Annotated in this window: 12 protein-coding genes; 4 read left to right on the top strand and 8 right to left on the bottom strand. The window is 64.4% G+C overall.

Going from position 1 to position 14,668, the window contains the following annotated elements:
- Positions 1-106: 106 nt before the first annotated feature.
- From AC6JAC_RS22150 to AC6JAC_RS22140, 3 genes are all read right to left on the bottom strand, one after another.
- Positions 107-991, bottom strand: a complete 885-nt coding sequence (locus AC6JAC_RS22150; RefSeq protein ID WP_497966685.1) for a carbohydrate ABC transporter permease — start codon at positions 989-991, stop codon at positions 107-109.
- Positions 988-1,917, bottom strand: coding sequence for a carbohydrate ABC transporter permease (locus AC6JAC_RS22145; protein ID WP_454697213.1), 930 nt, complete (start codon positions 1,915-1,917; stop codon positions 988-990). Before AC6JAC_RS22145 ends, AC6JAC_RS22150 begins: the two co-directional genes overlap by 4 nt.
- Positions 1,918-1,987: 70 nt before the next feature.
- Positions 1,988-3,373 (bottom strand): ABC transporter substrate-binding protein, encoded by a 1,386-nt coding sequence (locus AC6JAC_RS22140; protein WP_454697214.1) that lies wholly within the window; start codon positions 3,371-3,373, stop codon positions 1,988-1,990.
- A gap of 354 nt (positions 3,374-3,727) precedes the next feature.
- Here AC6JAC_RS22140 and AC6JAC_RS22135 point away from each other — a divergent pair, with 354 nt between their 5' ends.
- The 4 genes from AC6JAC_RS22135 to glpX are packed head-to-tail and all read left to right on the top strand — an operon-like array spanning position 3,728 to position 8,579.
- Positions 3,728-4,567, top strand: coding sequence for a class II fructose-bisphosphate aldolase (locus AC6JAC_RS22135; RefSeq protein WP_497966683.1), 840 nt, complete (start codon positions 3,728-3,730; stop codon positions 4,565-4,567).
- Positions 4,568-4,580: 13 nt separating this feature from the next.
- The gene (locus AC6JAC_RS22130; RefSeq protein WP_497966681.1) at positions 4,581-6,026 is read left to right on the top strand and encodes an FGGY-family carbohydrate kinase; all 1,446 of its coding nucleotides are present in this window, start codon (positions 4,581-4,583) and stop codon (positions 6,024-6,026) included.
- Positions 6,027-6,063: 37 nt separating this feature from the next.
- On the top strand, positions 6,064-7,509 hold the full coding sequence (locus AC6JAC_RS22125; RefSeq protein WP_497966679.1) for an FGGY family carbohydrate kinase: 1,446 nt from the start codon (positions 6,064-6,066) through the stop codon (positions 7,507-7,509).
- Positions 7,510-7,568: 59 nt separating this feature from the next.
- Positions 7,569-8,579, top strand: coding sequence for a class II fructose-bisphosphatase (glpX, locus tag AC6JAC_RS22120; protein ID WP_497966677.1), 1,011 nt, complete (start codon positions 7,569-7,571; stop codon positions 8,577-8,579).
- A gap of 86 nt (positions 8,580-8,665) precedes the next feature.
- Here the strand turns inward: glpX and AC6JAC_RS22115 are convergent, their stop codons facing one another.
- The 5 genes from AC6JAC_RS22115 to AC6JAC_RS22095 form a co-directional block, all read right to left on the bottom strand.
- The gene (locus AC6JAC_RS22115) at positions 8,666-9,586 is read right to left on the bottom strand and encodes an AEC family transporter (RefSeq protein WP_497966675.1); all 921 of its coding nucleotides are present in this window, start codon (positions 9,584-9,586) and stop codon (positions 8,666-8,668) included.
- Positions 9,587-9,692: 106 nt separating this feature from the next.
- Positions 9,693-11,021, bottom strand: coding sequence for an enolase C-terminal domain-like protein (locus AC6JAC_RS22110; RefSeq protein ID WP_454697220.1), 1,329 nt, complete (start codon positions 11,019-11,021; stop codon positions 9,693-9,695).
- Positions 11,018-12,640, bottom strand: coding sequence for an aldehyde dehydrogenase (NADP(+)) (locus AC6JAC_RS22105; RefSeq protein ID WP_497966673.1), 1,623 nt, complete (start codon positions 12,638-12,640; stop codon positions 11,018-11,020). The genes AC6JAC_RS22110 and AC6JAC_RS22105 overlap by 4 nt, the downstream gene beginning before the upstream one ends.
- A gap of 42 nt (positions 12,641-12,682) precedes the next feature.
- The gene (gene kdgD, locus AC6JAC_RS22100; protein WP_497966672.1) at positions 12,683-13,597 is read right to left on the bottom strand and encodes a 5-dehydro-4-deoxyglucarate dehydratase; all 915 of its coding nucleotides are present in this window, start codon (positions 13,595-13,597) and stop codon (positions 12,683-12,685) included.
- A 174-nt stretch (positions 13,598-13,771) separates the two neighbouring features.
- Positions 13,772-14,656, bottom strand: a complete 885-nt coding sequence (locus tag AC6JAC_RS22095; RefSeq protein ID WP_028272303.1) for a LysR family transcriptional regulator — start codon at positions 14,654-14,656, stop codon at positions 13,772-13,774.
- Positions 14,657-14,668 lie beyond the last annotated feature (12 nt).

Below are 14,668 nucleotides of genomic sequence, written 5' to 3'. Positions count from 1 at the left end.
GCTTCGCGCCCAACAGTAAAGGCTCCCGCCGCCGGCGGGAGCCTTTACTGTTGCCACATGTTCTGTCAGGTCTAGGGAGGATCCGTGTGCATCCGGTTTTGGCTTCCTATTTCACGGCGCCGAAGAGCAGACCGCGGACGAGGGACTTCTGAGCCATCCAGCCGGCGATGATGACGGGGATGCTCAGCAGCGTCGCGGCAGCCGCGACGTGGGCCGTGTAGAGCTCGCCAAAGCTGAGGAACTTCTGCAGAAACAGCGGAAGGGTGGACGTGGAGTTTGTCAGGTTCACGGCGAAGAAATACTCGTTCCAGGAGAAAACAGCACATAGCAGGGCTGTGGATGCCAGTCCCGGGCGAACCAGGGGGAGGATGATCGACCGGGCTGCCCGCCACCGGGACGCACCGTCGACAGAAGCTGCCTCCAGGATTTCTTCCGGGATTTCCTGCATGAACGACCGGATCATCCAGATCGCCAATGGCAGGTTCATGCCGATGTGCATCACGATGAGAATTCCGAGAGTATTCAGCACTCCCAGGGCGGTTGCAATCACGTACACCGGAATGATCGCAGCTGCCATGGGCATCATCTTGGTGGAGATGAAGAAGAACAACCCGTCCTGGGCCTTCTCCACCGGTCGTACCGAGAGGGCATAGGCCGCAGGCACAGCCAGGACCAGGACAACCAGCGTGGACACCACGACCACGATCAGGGAGTTGATGGCATAGGGCCAGAAGCCGGCCGAAAAGACATCCTCGTAGTTCTCCATGGTCGGGGCGAAGAACACCTTCGGCGTTGCCGCAGCGGCGTCACTCTCCGTCTGGAAGCTCTTCAGGAGCATGTAGGCGATCGGCAGGAAGAGGATGAGGCTTCCCAGCCAACCACCCACACCCATCAGCACATTCTTTAGGTGCTTGGTGGGCTTCGGGCGGCGGATCACGACATGGGTGCGCGCCCGGACCTCTGCCGGTGGGAGGGTGGTGGTGGCGGTCATCGACGTCCTTCTTTCTGGAAGATGCCCGAGAGCAGGCGCAGGGCGGGCAGTACGAGGGCGATGGTGATCAGCAGTGCCGCGATGCCGAGGGCCGAGGCGGTGCCGAAGTCGAACCCGTTGAAGCCCTTCAGGTAGATGTAGTAGGTGATGTTGGTGGTGCCGAACGCAGGGCCGCCGGCGGTGAGCAGCGCAATCTCACCGAAGGTCTGGATGAGGTTCATGGCCAGGAGCAATGCGGCCAGCTCGATGTAGGGGCGCAGGTGCGGGATGAGAATGAAGCGGAACTGGCGCAGCGGCCCGGCGCCGTCCACCCTGGCGGCTTCCAGCTGTTCCTGCGGTGCAGACTGGAGTCCGGCAATGAGGATGAGCATGGCAAACGGCGTGAACCGCCAGGTCAGCAGGATGATCAGTGCCGCCATGGGGTATTCACTGAGCCATGAAATCGCGGGCAGTCCTACCAAGCGGGAGAACCAGCCCAGGAGCCCGAATCCCGGGTCGAACATGGCAGATCTCCAGAACAGTGTGACAGCGACGGGCATCACGAAGAACGGGGTGATGGCCAGGGTGCGGGCGATCCCGCGCCCCGGGAACGTGTGGTTGAGAAGCAGCGCCAGGAGCAGCCCGATCACGATGCAGGCGACGGTGGAGACTCCGGTCATGACTCCCGTGTTCCCGATGGAACGCCAGAAGATTTCATCCTGGACGGTAGTGAGGTAGTTCGCTCCTCCGTTGAACTGTGCGGGCTTGTTGCTCAGCAGGCTCCAGCTCTGGAAGCTGTATATCAGGGTTAACAGGAACGGGAGCTGGGTGAGGAGGATGGTGAAGATGAGGGCCGGCAGGAGCGGGCCGCGGATCTTCCAACGTTCCGCCCGGGTGAGCTCGCGGACGAGCGCCGGGGGCCGGGGTGCGGTGATGGTCTTAGCCAATTGGGGGTCCGATCGTAGCTAGCGATGGCCGTGGGAACCAGCGATGGTCCCCACGGACAGCACGGTTGTCCTACTTGAGATAGCCCGCGGTCTTGACCGCGTTCGTGGCGTAGTCCTGGCTCTTCTTCAGGGCCTCTTCCACGGTTTGCGTGCCGCTGATGGCGCCGGCGACCTGTTGTGAGACGAAGTCGCCGATGTCAACGAACTCCGGGATCTGGACGTACTGGACGCCGGAGTATGGGACCTTGTCCTTGGTGGGCTGAGTTGGGTTCGCAGCGTTGATGGAGTCCAGCGTCAGGTCCGCATACGCGGCCGTTGCCTTCTTGTACTCCGGCAGCTCATAGGTGGAGGTACGCGATCCCGGCGGGATGGAGTCCCAGCCGGACTTCTCCCCGGCGAGCTTGATGTATTCAGGGCTGGTCACCCATGAAATGAACTTCCAGGCAGCGTCGGGGTTCTTGCTGCTGGAGGTAATGCCCAGGCCCCAGGACCACAGCCAGCCGGACTTGATGTCGGCCGGGCCGGTCGGCGCCATCGCAAAACCGAGGTTTTCCTTGACGGCGGGAGTGGCCTGGTTGAGGACGGATCCGGCGAAGACCGTGTCGTCGTACCACATGGCCGTGGTTCCCTGGCTCATCTTCTGCAGGCACCCTTCCCAGCCGTCCTTGGCGGCGTCGGCCTGGCCGTGTTCGCGGAGAAGGTCAACGTAGAATTGAACAGCCTTCGTGGTCTCGGGCGAGGTCAGCTGCGGCTGCCATTGCTCGTCGAACCAGCGCCCGCCAAAGGTGTTGATGACGGTCGTGAGGGATGCCAGGTTCTGGCCCCAACCCGGCAGTCCGCGAAGGCAGATGCCGGATGTTCCGTTGGCCTTGTCATCCATCTTCGCCGCCGCTGCTGCGATCTCTTCCCAGGTCGGCGTCTGGGAGATCGTGACTCCGGCTTTCTGGGCAAGGTCCTTGCGGTAGAACAGGAACGAGGACGACCCATAGAACGGGGCACCGTAAAGCTTGCCGTCGGAGGAAACGATGTCCTTGATCGGCTCCAGAAGGTCATCCTTCTTCCACGCCGTATCCTTCGTGGCGTAGTCCTCCAGCGGGATGATCCAATTGTTCTTCGCCCAGATCGGGACCTCGTAGCTGCCCATCATGGCCACATCGAACTGGCCGGCCTTGGTGGCGACGTCCTTCGTGACCGCAGGACGAAGATCATTCTCCGGCAGGGTCGTGAACTTGACCTTGATTCCCGGGTTCTTCTGTTCAAAATCACTGATTAGGGATTCGGCGGTTTTCATCTGGGGATTCGCGGCGAGGGCCACGTTGATGGTGACGTCGCCGCCGGCGGTGCCGCCCTTATTGTCTGTTGAGCATGCGGTGAACGAGCCCGCGAGGAGCGCTCCCGCCGCGGTCACGGCGAGCACCCGGGCGGCTGCCTTGGTGCGCTGGGGTCCGATTTGCATATTAAACCTTCCTGGATAAACAACACTGGTTATCGAGCTTGTACGTACAAGACGTATCGGCTGGACTGTCTATATCATAGGGCTGAGCGTGATAGCGGTCAATATGGCCTGGGTTGTTGGTCACATCCCCGCGTTATCCGGGCCACCCTCGGTGATTCGCGACAGCTTCCAGTTCTTCTGTACGTACAGACTCGACAATATGTACATCACGGTTTATTGTGATTGACGGAACAGCTTGGCATCCGCGAAGCCGTTTTTCTCTCAGATTCATACGCAGGCACGACCGCCGGTCAGCGCATCGCTCGTGTCCCCGCAGCCGCCTGAACGCGGGGGCGGGTTTGGAAAGGACTCACAATGGCTTTGGTCAGTGGCATGGACATCATCAAGGAATGCACGTCCCGCGGACTCGTGGCAGGTTCGTTTAACACCACCAACATCGAGACCACGATGGGAATCATCGCCGCGATCGAACGCGTGGGTGTCCCTACCTTCATTCAGGTGGCTCCGACGAACGTGGCACTCTCGGGCTACGAGTACATCTACGACATGGTGACCCGCCGGCTGGCGACCTGCGATGTACCCGTCGCGTTGCACCTCGATCACGGCAAGTCGCTCGAATCCGTCGAAGGCGCCCTCGCCGCCCAGTTCACCTCGATCATGATCGACTACTCCGAGTACCCGTTCGAAGAGAACATTCGGGTTTCCGCCCGCGCCCGGGAGATGTGCCCTCCGGGTGTGTCGCTTGAGGCCGAGCTTGGCAGCATCGGCGGCAAAGAGGACGATGTCGCCCCCGAACACGCCAGTTACACCAATCCGGACCAGGTGAAGCAGTTCGTCGAGTCCGTGGGCTGCGACATGCTCGCAGTCTCGGTCGGCAACCAGCACGGTTACGCCCCGAACGCACGCATCAGCTTCGACCTGCTGGCCAAGGTGCAGGCCGAAAGCCCCGTCCCTCTGGTCATCCATGGCGCTTCAGGGCTGCCGTCCGAGCAGCTCGGCCGTCTGCATGAGTTCGGCGTGGTCAAGGTCAACGTCGCAGCCGACCTGCGCAATGCCATGATCCGGTCGTTCGGCGAAGCCTACGTGGCCGACCCCAACGAAAACTCCCTCATTCGCGTCTCCACGGACGCCGTGTCCGCCATTGCAGACGTTGTTGAGGCCCGCATCCGCACACTCAACCCTTCTGTGGCATAGCGAGGAACACCCGGTGCTACCCACAATCACGGTCGACGTCGGCACGACCAGCATCAAACTGTGCATGTTTGGCGCGGGCGGGGGACTGGTGGCCTCGGCGCGCCACACCACGCCTACCGTCCAGGACGCCTGGGGAGAGATCTATGACCTGGAATCCGTAACGGAAGCCATCACCGGGTTCATTCGCGGTCTGGATCCATCGGCACGGGCGACCGTGAAGAGGGTAGCAATCACCGGAGTGGGAGAGTCCGGGGGCCTCGTCCGCCCTGACCTCTCCCTGGCTTCTCCGATGATTCTTTGGCACGACCACCGCGGCGCAGACTACCTCGCGACGCTGAGCGCAGCCGACCGGGCGCTGATGTACCGGATTACCGGGCTGCCGGTGAACGCCAATTACGGATTGTCGAAGGTGGCCTGGGCCTCCGGCCAGTCCAGCCACCCCGGCGATCAGGCCCAATGGCTGAACATCGCCGAGTACCTGGCCGCACTGATGTCCGGCCAGCGCTGGTCCGAGTACTCCCTGGCGAGCCGGACGATGGCGCTGGACCTCAATTCGGGCAAGTGGTCAGCTGAGGCCTGCGCCCTCCTGGGCCTCGATGCCGGCATTTTCCCCGAACTGCGCAACGCATTGGACGGCTCCACTATCGCCGGCGGGTATGCCCGGACAGCCGGCCTTCCTGACGACGTGCTAATCCATGTAGCAGGCCACGACCACATGGTCGGAGCGGTCGGCGCCGGGCTCCAGCATGGCGAACTATTGAACTCCACCGGCACCACCGAGGGGCTGCTGTTCCTCCGCGATGCGCCCAGCCTCGATGAATCCTCCGCGCAGGCCAAGCTGGCCAACGGGTTCTCCTGCACAGGAGCCGAGTACACACTGTTCGCCTCAATTCCCACCGGCGGTTCAGCATTCGCCACGCTGCAGAGCATGCTCGGACTGACCGCAGACCAGCTCTCTGCATGCATCAGCACGCTGCATAAACGTTATGTTGCAGGGCAAGTGGACCTCGGCGCCATCCCACTGGTCCTGCCGCAGTTCCGCGGAAGCCCGCCGCCGAGCAAACGCGCCACCGCCCGCGGAGTGATCGCCGGGCTCCGAACGGACACCAGCGCCGAGGACCTCGTCCTGGGTTGTTTCCTGGGCATGGCCTTGCAGTTCCAGGACGTACTGAGGCTCTTCCCCACTCAGCCTGACCGCGTCAAGGTCATCGGACCGGCAAGCCTGAACCCCTTGTGGCTTCAACTGAAGGCCGACCTGCTGGGAACACCGCTGAGCGTCTCACAGCTCAACGAAGTCGTCTCCAGAGGAGCCCAGGCCCTAGCCTCCGGTGTCCCGTGTGATTGGGACGACTGCCAACCCGAAGACGTGCTCGTCAACGCCCGCCAAAACGCCCTTCTGGGCGAGTGGTACGCCGAGATCCAACCCCAGTGGGAGTACCTGAAAGGAGTTCCAGCGTGAAGGCCGGAGCGAACGACCAAGGTCGAGGAGGGCAGCAATGATGCTGGTTGCAGGAGTTGATTCGTCCACCCAGACCTGCAAGGTCACCGTGAGGGACCTTGCCACCGGAATGCGGGTTCGCGAAGGCAAAGCCTCGCACCCGCCCGAAACCATCGTTCACCCCGACGCCTGGTGGAACGCACTGCTCACCGCGGTGCAACGCGCCGGCGGACTGGACGACGTTGTCGCCATCTCCGTCAGCGGACAGCAGCACACGCCCGTGTTCCTAGACGCGGCGGGCGACGTAGTCTGCGAGTCGCCCCTGTGGAACGACACCGCGTCCCACTCGCAGATGGTCGACCTGAACAACGAACTCGGTCGGGAAGAATGGATCCGCCGCACCGGCCTGCCGCTGACGCTCTCTGACACCGTTACCAAAGTGCGCTGGCTACGGGACACCAACCCGGAAGCCGCCGGACGAACGGCAGCTGTAGCCGTCGTCCATGACTGGCTGACCTGGCGTCTGATGGGCTTTGGTCCGGGAACAGGAAGTGTCGACCAGCTCATCACCGACCGGTCCGAGGCCAGCGGCACGGCGTACTGGTCCGGAGAAACCGGCGAGTACTGCATGGATCTGTTTGAGCATGCATTCGGAAAGACCGCCGTCCTGCCCCGCGTCCTTGACCCAATGGACAAAGCAGGAGTGACCGGCACAGGGCTCCCAGGCATCCCTGCCGGCATTCCCATCGGCATTGGCAGCGGCGACAACGCGGCCGCCGCCCTGGCCCTCGGACTTTCCGAGGGAGACGCTGTGCTGTCGCTGGGGACATCAGGCGTCGTCTACGCCAAATCGGCAACCCCCGTTCATGACTACGCCGGATACGTCTGCAGCTATGCCGACGCCACAGGAGCCCACCTTCCCCTGGTCGCCACACTGAACGCGGCGCGTAACTTTGACCTGGGAGCGGCACTATTGGGCTGCAGTTACACAGAGCTGTCCAACCTGGCTCTGCAGGCCGCTCCAGGGGCAAGAGGCCTGACGCTGCTGCCCTACTTCGAGGGTGAGCGAACTCCCGACCTGCCCAATGCCCGCGGTTCGCTGCACGGGGCATCCCTGACGAATTTCAACCGCCCCAATTTCGCACGCGCCGTCATTGAGGGCACACTGGCCAGCCAGGTGGCGATGCTCGACACCCTCCGTGATTGCGACGTCAACGTTGGCCGGCTACTGCTCATCGGCGGCGCCGCGGAGAGTCCCGCCGTCCAGAGAATTCTCAACCAGATGGTGGACATACCCGTCGTTGTGCCCGAATTCGACGAGTACGTAACCAAGGGCGCAGCGATGCAAGCCGCTGTTGCCCTGACCGGCTCGTTTCCATCTTGGCAGGTGGCTGTGGCTGAACTGCCCGCAGCGCCTTTGGAAGCCCAAATTGTTGAGCAGCACACCGCCGCCAAGACGATGCTGGGCTACGACGAAGCGAAATCGGACCAACTGACAGGGTGACCTCCGCCTTGCCCGAAAACGCGGCCGCCTTACCGCCTCAGCACACCACAGGAGTCAGCATGCCCACGACCATCCCAAAACCCGGCTCCGGAACAATCGACCGCAACCTCGGTCTTGAACTGGTCCGTGTCACAGAAGCGGCAGCCATCGCCGCGGGCCAATGGGTCGGAGTGGGCGATAAGAACTCCGCCGATGGTGCCGCCGTCGACGCCATGCGATCCTTCCTGTCCACCGTCAGGTTCAACGGAACCGTTGTCATCGGCGAAGGGGAGAAAGACGAAGCCCCGATGCTTTACAACGGAGAGGACATCGGCGACGGTAGCGGAGCAGCATGCGACGTGGCCGTAGACCCGATTGATGGCACCCGCCTGGCCGCCCTGGGCATGAACAATGCCCTCGCCGTCCTGGCTGTCACGGAACGCGGAGCCATGTTCGACCCTTCCGCGGTCTTCTACATGGAGAAACTGGTCACCGGGCCGGACGCTGCCGAGTTTGTAGACCTCCGCCTACCCGTGCGCCAGAACCTGCACCTGATCGCCAAGGCCAAAGGCGTCAAAATCAACCAGCTCACGGTCGCCGTCCTGGAACGGGAGCGCCACGCCGGCCTCGTAGAGGACATACGATCCGCCGGTGCACGGACCAAGTTCATTCTCGACGGCGACGTAGCGGCCGCCATTGCCGCATGCGTACCAGGCACCGGCGTCGACGCCCTGATGGGCACAGGAGGCACACCAGAGGGAATCGTGACGGCATGCGCCCTCAAAACACTCGGTGGCGTGATCCAAGGCAGGTTAGCGCCCACCAATGATGAAGAGCGCGCCAAGGCAGCCGACGCGGGCCATGACCCCTCCAGGATCCTGACCACAAACGACTTCGTCCGCAGCGACAACTGCTATTTCGCGGCCACGGGTATCACCGACGGAGACCTGCTCAAGGGCGTCAGTTACCAAAAATCCAAAATCACCACACAGTCCATCGTGATGCGATCCCAGTCAGGAACCGTCCGAAGGATCGACGGAGAACACCACCTGTCCAAGTGGTCCCAGTACGGGCCAAAAGCTGCCATCTAGAAGCGCACAAACAGCACGCACACAGCTAGGTTCATAAGTGAGCGCCTCATGCCTTCCACCTGCCCAGTTGGCCCCCGGCCCCGGCCCTAATGCACCAGCCACGCCACCACCAGCAGCGCCCCGACGCTCAGCACGGTAGTGCAGAGGATGACGTCGCGGGCCACGGTCATGCCTCGGCCGTACGGTGACGCGAAGAGGAACACATTCTGGGCCGTGGGGAGGGCTGCCATGATGACGCTTGCCAGCAGATGCTGCCCTTCCAGTCCGAAGACAAACCGGCCAAGGACCCAGACAACCACCGGCATCCCGGCAATCTTCAGGAACGTCGCCACGAGCGTTTCAACCCGGCCGTCATCCTTCTGCAGCGGTGCCCGTCCGGCGAGGGACAGCCCGAAGGCCAGCAGCACCATGGGCACGGCGCCGCCGGCCAGCATGTCGATGGGCTTCTGCAGCAGGTCCGGGGCGCTCCAATCCGTCAGGGCAACGACGACGCCCAGCGCGGAGGCGATGATCATGGGGTTGGCGAACGGCTGGAGCAGCACTTTCCGCCACGAAATCCGCGCACCTGACACCAGGCCCAGGACCGTGAGGTAGAACGGCGCCATCACCAGGATCTGCACCAGCAGCACGGGGGCCACGTGCTGCGCCGTGCCCACTGCATACAAGGAAACCGGAATGCCGATGTTGTTCGCGTTGGCGTAGCTGCTGGCCATGGCGCCCACGGCGGTCTCGGCTGCCGGCCGCCGGAAGAACAGGAAACTGGCCAGGCAGTAAAGAAGCCCCACTATCGCCGCCGAGAGCAGCGCCAGCGGGGCATCCGTTCCGAGGGCGGCCCGGATGTCGCTGCCGGCCACCACTGTGTACAGCAGCGCCGGGTTGGTCACGTAATAGGCGGTGCGGGTCAGTGCGCCCTGGACTTCCGGTCCCAGGATCCGGAAGCGGGCGGCGAAATAGCCCACGGCAATCACAGCGGAGACGATGAGTATTCCGGAGACAACGCCGCCCAAAAGTGCGCCCTTCTATTTATCTTTAGGTCTTGGGTCCCGCACGGCCGTCTTCCTGTTGCGCCAGGAGGGCCGGCCGTGCGGAAGCTTCAGTTCTATCGCAGGACGCCTAGCGCACCAGGCACGGGCGCTTCGGATCGAAGGACCAGCCGTCGATGTAGTACTGCATTCCGATGCTGTCGTCGCGGGCATCCAGCCCGTGCTCCAGGTACAACTGGTGAGCCTTGTCCAAGGCGTCGCGGTCCAGCTCGATGCCCAGGCCGGGCGCAGCCGGAACCTCGATGGCGCCGTCCTTGATCTGCAGCGGGTCCTTGGTCAGTCCCTGGCCGTCCTGCCAGATCCAGTGGGTGTCCAGCGCGGTGATCTCGCCGGGGGCCGCTGCACCGGTGTGCGTAAACATGGCCAGCGAAATGTCGAAGTGGTTGTTGGAGTGCGAGCCCCAGGTGAGCCCGAATTCGTGGCAGAGCTGCGCCACCCGGACGGAGCCGTGCATGGTCCAGAAGTGCGGGTCCGCCAACGGAATATCGACGGCGTTGCTGCGGATCGCGTGGGACATTTCGCGCCAGTCCGTGGCAATCATGTTGGTGGCCGTCTTGAGCCCGGTGGCGCGGCGGAATTCCGCCATGACCTCGCGGCCGGAGAACCGTCCTTCGGCGCCGCACGGATCCTCGGCGTACGCAACAACTCCCTGCATCCGCTTGCCGAGCCGAATGGCTTCCTCGAGGAGCCACCCGCCGTTCGGGTCCAGCGTGACGCGGGCTTCGGGGAAGCGCTTGGCCAGCGCGGTGACAACGTCCACTTCGTCGTCGCCGGACAGCACGCCGCCCTTGAGCTTGAAGTCGCTGAACCCGTACCGTTCCTGCGCGGCTTCGGCCAGGGCCACCACCGCTGCCGGGGTCATGGCTTCCTGCCGCCGCAGCCGCTCCCAGCGGTCCGCCGGCGCATCCTCCACCAGGTACGGCAGGTCCGTCCGCCGGCGGTCGCCGATGAAGAAGAGGTAGCCGAGCATCGGAACAGAGGAGCGCTGCTGCCCGTCACCGAGCAGTTCGGCCACCGGGACGCCCAGGAACTGGCCGTGGAGGTCCAGCAAGGCCGATTCGACGGCGGTGACGGCATGAACGGTGGTCCGGAGGTCGAAGGTCTGCAGCCCGCGGCCGCCGGCGTCCCGGTCCGCGAACTCGGCCGCGATTTCCCGCAACAGGGAACGGTAGCGGGCCACCGGCTTGCCGGCGATGAAGGCCCCGGCCTCCTCGATGGTGGTGCGGATCTTCTCGCCGCCGGGGACCTCGCCGAGGCCGGAGCGTCCGTCTGAGTCAGTAATGATCACCACGTTGCGGGTGAAAAACGGTCCGTGCGCGCCGCTGAGGTTCATCAGCATGCTGTCGTACCCCGCGACGGGAACTACCTCAACCTTGGCGATGGTGGGCTGGGTGCTCATGCGTTGACCTTATCTTCTGCGTCGGCTGCGGCTGCGGCTTCGACCGTACCGTCGATCCTGCGGTTCAGGTGCCACGGGTTGGCGTCCTGCAGCGGAGCCGGGAGCAGTTCCTGGGGCAGGTTCTGGTAGGCGACCGGGCGGAGGAAGCGGTTGATCGCCAGGGTGCCGACCGACGTCGTACGGGTGTCCGACGTCGCCGGGAAGGGGCCGCCGTGGACCATGGCATGGCCCACTTCGACGCCGGTGGGCCAGCCGTTCACGATGATCCGCCCCACCTTCTGTTCGAGGGCGGGCAGCAGCTGCGCCGCCGTCGGGTAGTCCTCTTCGGTGAGCTGCAGGGAAGCCGTGAGCTGTCCCTCAAGCCGGTTGATGGCGTCGATCAGTTCATCTGTGGTGGCGTAGCGGATCACCAGGGACGCGGCGCCGAAGATCTCGGCGTGCAGCACGTGGTTGGACACGAAGTCGGCGATGTCGGTCCCGAAGATGGTGGGGGCCGGCGCGTTTTCGGTGGGGCCGGCGGTTCCCTGGCCGACGACGGTCACGTTGTCTGCGGCGCCGAGCGCCGTGGCCCCGGTGTTCCACGAGCCGGCGATGCCCGCGGTCAGCATGGTCTGGCCGGCGCAGGCGGATACTGCGCGTCCGACGGCGGCAGCCAGTTTGTCGCCCAGCTCACCTGCGGGGGCGAACAGCAGGCCGGGGGAGGTGCAGAGCTGTCCGGAGCTGCCGGTGACGGCGGTGACGTACTGCTGCGCCAGTGCGTCGATCTGCTCGGCGGAGCCGGTGAGGGCGCCGGGGAAAACGAAGACCGGGTTGAGCGAGGACATTTCCGCGTAGACCGGGATGGGCTCCGGGCGGGCGGCCGCGGTGCGCATCAGCGCGATGCCGGCGCTCTGCGAACCGGTGAAGCCCACGGCCTTGATGGCCGGGTCCGCCACAAGGGCCTGACCGATGCTGCTGCCGGGTCCGTAGATCAGCGAGAACACGCCCGGGTGGAGCCCGGAATCGCGGACGGCTTTGACGATGGCCTGGCCGACAAGCTCGCCCGTGCCGGGGTGGGCGTTGTGGGCTTTGAAGACCACGGGACAGCCGGCGGCGAGGGCCGAAGCGGTGTCTCCGCCCGCCGTCGAGAAGGCCAGCGGGAAGTTGCTGGCACCGAACACCGCCACGGGTCCCAGCGGGATCTGGCGCTGGCGGATGTCGGCGCGGGGGAGCGGGGTGCGTTCCGGCAGGGCCGGGTCGATGCGGACACCGCGGAAATCGCCCTGGCGGACCACGTTCGCGAACAGGCGGAGCTGGCCGGTGGTGCGGGCCCGCTCGCCCTGCAGCCGGCCCGCGGGCAGTCCGGTCTCCTGGCCGGCGCGGATGATCAGGTCGTCGCCGATGGCCTCGATGTTGTCCGCGATGGCTTCCAGGAAGCCGGCATGCGTCTCGGGGTCCAGCGTGCTGAAGGACGGGTAGGCGTCGGCGGCCGTGGCCGTGGCTGCCTTGAGCTGGTCCTCGGTGAGCAGGGTGTAGGCGGGCTCAAGCTGTTCGTTGCTGGCGGGGTTGAAGCCAAAGGCGGCCTTGCCTTCGCCGACGACGGCCCGCCCTGCGATCAGGGAATGTCCGGTGAGTGTCACGGTGGTAACTCCTAGGAAGGGGATCGATCAGGAGACGGTGGGTCAGGAAACAGTGGCGATAAGTGCCTTGAGGTCGGCGAGGTCCTGCGGCGCCAGGTTCTGCAGCGGCGGGCGGACGCCGCCGGCCGAGCGCCCGATGGCATCCAGGCCGCCCTTGACGATGGACACCGAGTAGCCCTTGACCCGGTCGCGGATGTCCAGGTAGGGGATGACGAAGTCGTTGAGCTTCTTGTTGACGGCCACGCGGTCCTGGTTGCGGACATCCTGGTAGAAGTCCAGGGCGAACTGCGGGACGAAGTTGTACATGGCGCTGGAGTAGGTGCTCATGCCCAGCTGCAGCAGCGGCAGGGCGAAGGTCTCGGCCGTCGGGAGGCCGCCAAGGTAGAACAGGCGGTCACCGAGCTTGGCGTAAACGCGGGCGTCGTGTTCGAGGTCGCCCACGCCGTCCTTGAAGCCGATCAGGTTTTCGTGCCGGTTTGCCAGGGTGGCCACGGTGGTGTCCTTGTAGATCGCGTTGGCGCGGTTGTAGATGATGACGCCGAGCGAGGTGGCACTGCAGACGGCGCTGACGTGCTCGATCAGGCCGCCCTGGTCCGCTTCCGTCAGGTACGGCGGCAGCAGCAGGATGCCTTCCGCGCCGGCGGCCTCTGCGGCCTTCGCGTTTTCAATGGCCTGGGCCGTGGACCCGCCGGCGGATGCCAGGACGGGAACGGTGCTGCCGACTTCTTCGACGGCGGCGCGGACCACGCGGGCGGATTCAGCCGGCGTCAGGGAGAACCCTTCGCCGGTGCCGCCGGCGGCGAAGAGCCCCGCCACCGGGTAGCTGGCCTGCCAGGCAAGGTGCTTGCGGTAGTTCTCTTCGTCGAACTGGAGCTGCGAATCGAACGAGGTCACCGGGAAGGAGAGCAGCCCGTCTTTGAGAACGCTGGCAAGTTCCTGGGGTGAATGTTTGGCCACGATGAGTCCTCCATGTCGGCGCCGCGTCGGTGCGGCAGTAGATGTTTTCTCCTTCAGCCTAGGGAGCCATGTGATGCCTGTCTAAGTTCATTTTTGTATGCATTGATACCCTTCGTGCATGGTGCGGGCGGGCATGGGAACGTGGCGTTCCAGTGGCTGTTCCGGCGCGACGGTTCAGTTCTCCTGGAAGTCGAGGGTCCTCAAGGCCAGGGCGAGTGCGGGGTTGGTGATGTTGCGGGTCCAGATGGCGTGCAGTTCCACGGGGTCGTTCACGCTGCTCTCGAGCGGGAGGAATTCCACCGCGTGCACGCCCAGCAGGGTTGCCGAGTGCGGAACGAAGGCCACGCCGCGCTTGGCGGCAACAAGGGACACCATGGTGAGGATCTGGCTGACCGTGTGGACCACGTTGGCGTGCTGGACGGGGAACATCCGGACCACCAGGTCATAGAAGTACCGGGCCTGGGTGGAGGAGTGCATGATGAGCGGCTCGTCCCGGAGGTCCTTTTCGGTGATGTCCCTGTTGAGTTCAGCCAGCGGGTGGCCGGACGGCACCGCCAGGACCATGGCTTCCCGGTAAAGCAGATGTGAGTCGAAGATTTCGTTGTCAAAGGGCGGCCTTGCCAGTCCGAGGTCGAGCTCACCGGATAAAAGTCCGGCAATCTGCTCGCCCGTCACGAGCTCCTGCAGGTCGATGTCGACGTCGGGCAGTGTTGCGCTAATCTCCTCCAGCAGTGGGCCAAGGATGCTGAAGCCGCTCGCGGCCGTGAAGCCGATCCGGAGCAGGCCTGAGCGCCCCGATGCAATCCGACGTGCCGTCACGGGTGCCCGGCTGGCCAGGGCCATCAGCCGGCGGGCCTCCTCCAGGAAGGCCCGTCCCGCGGCCGTCAGCTGGACTTTCCGGTTGTCGCGTTCCAGCAGTTCGGCACCTACGGCCTTTTCCAGCTTCTGGATTTGGCGGCTCAGCGGCGGCTGGGTCATGTTGAGCCGTTCCGCGGCCCTCCCGAAGTGGAGTTCCTCAGCTACGGCGATGAATCCCGCCAGTTGGTCAAAGGTAAACATGATGCCTTCCGG

It is taken from the genome of Arthrobacter sp. KUASC02 (genome assembly GCF_059739395.1).
Note: the sequence above shows the minus strand (reverse complement) of the source record. Positions and strands in the feature narration are given on the sequence as shown.

Bases quoted from the DNA above. Each gene is read 5' to 3' on its own strand.
- AC6JAC_RS22150 (WP_497966685.1), bottom strand. From the start codon at position 991: ATGACCGCCACCACCACCCTCCCACCGGCAGAGGTCCGGGCGCGCACC.
- AC6JAC_RS22140 (WP_454697214.1), bottom strand. From the start codon at position 3,373: ATGCAAATCGGACCCCAGCGCACCAAGGCAGCCGCCCGGGTGCTCGCC.
- AC6JAC_RS22135 (WP_497966683.1), top strand. From the start codon at position 3,728: ATGGCTTTGGTCAGTGGCATGGACATCATCAAGGAATGCACGTCCCGC.
- AC6JAC_RS22125 (WP_497966679.1), top strand. From the start codon at position 6,064: ATGATGCTGGTTGCAGGAGTTGATTCGTCCACCCAGACCTGCAAGGTC.
- glpX (WP_497966677.1), top strand. From the start codon at position 7,569: ATGCCCACGACCATCCCAAAACCCGGCTCCGGAACAATCGACCGCAAC.
- AC6JAC_RS22110 (WP_454697220.1), bottom strand. From the start codon at position 11,021: ATGAGCACCCAGCCCACCATCGCCAAGGTTGAGGTAGTTCCCGTCGCG.
- AC6JAC_RS22095 (WP_028272303.1), bottom strand. From the start codon at position 14,656: ATGTTTACCTTTGACCAACTGGCGGGATTCATCGCCGTAGCTGAGGAA.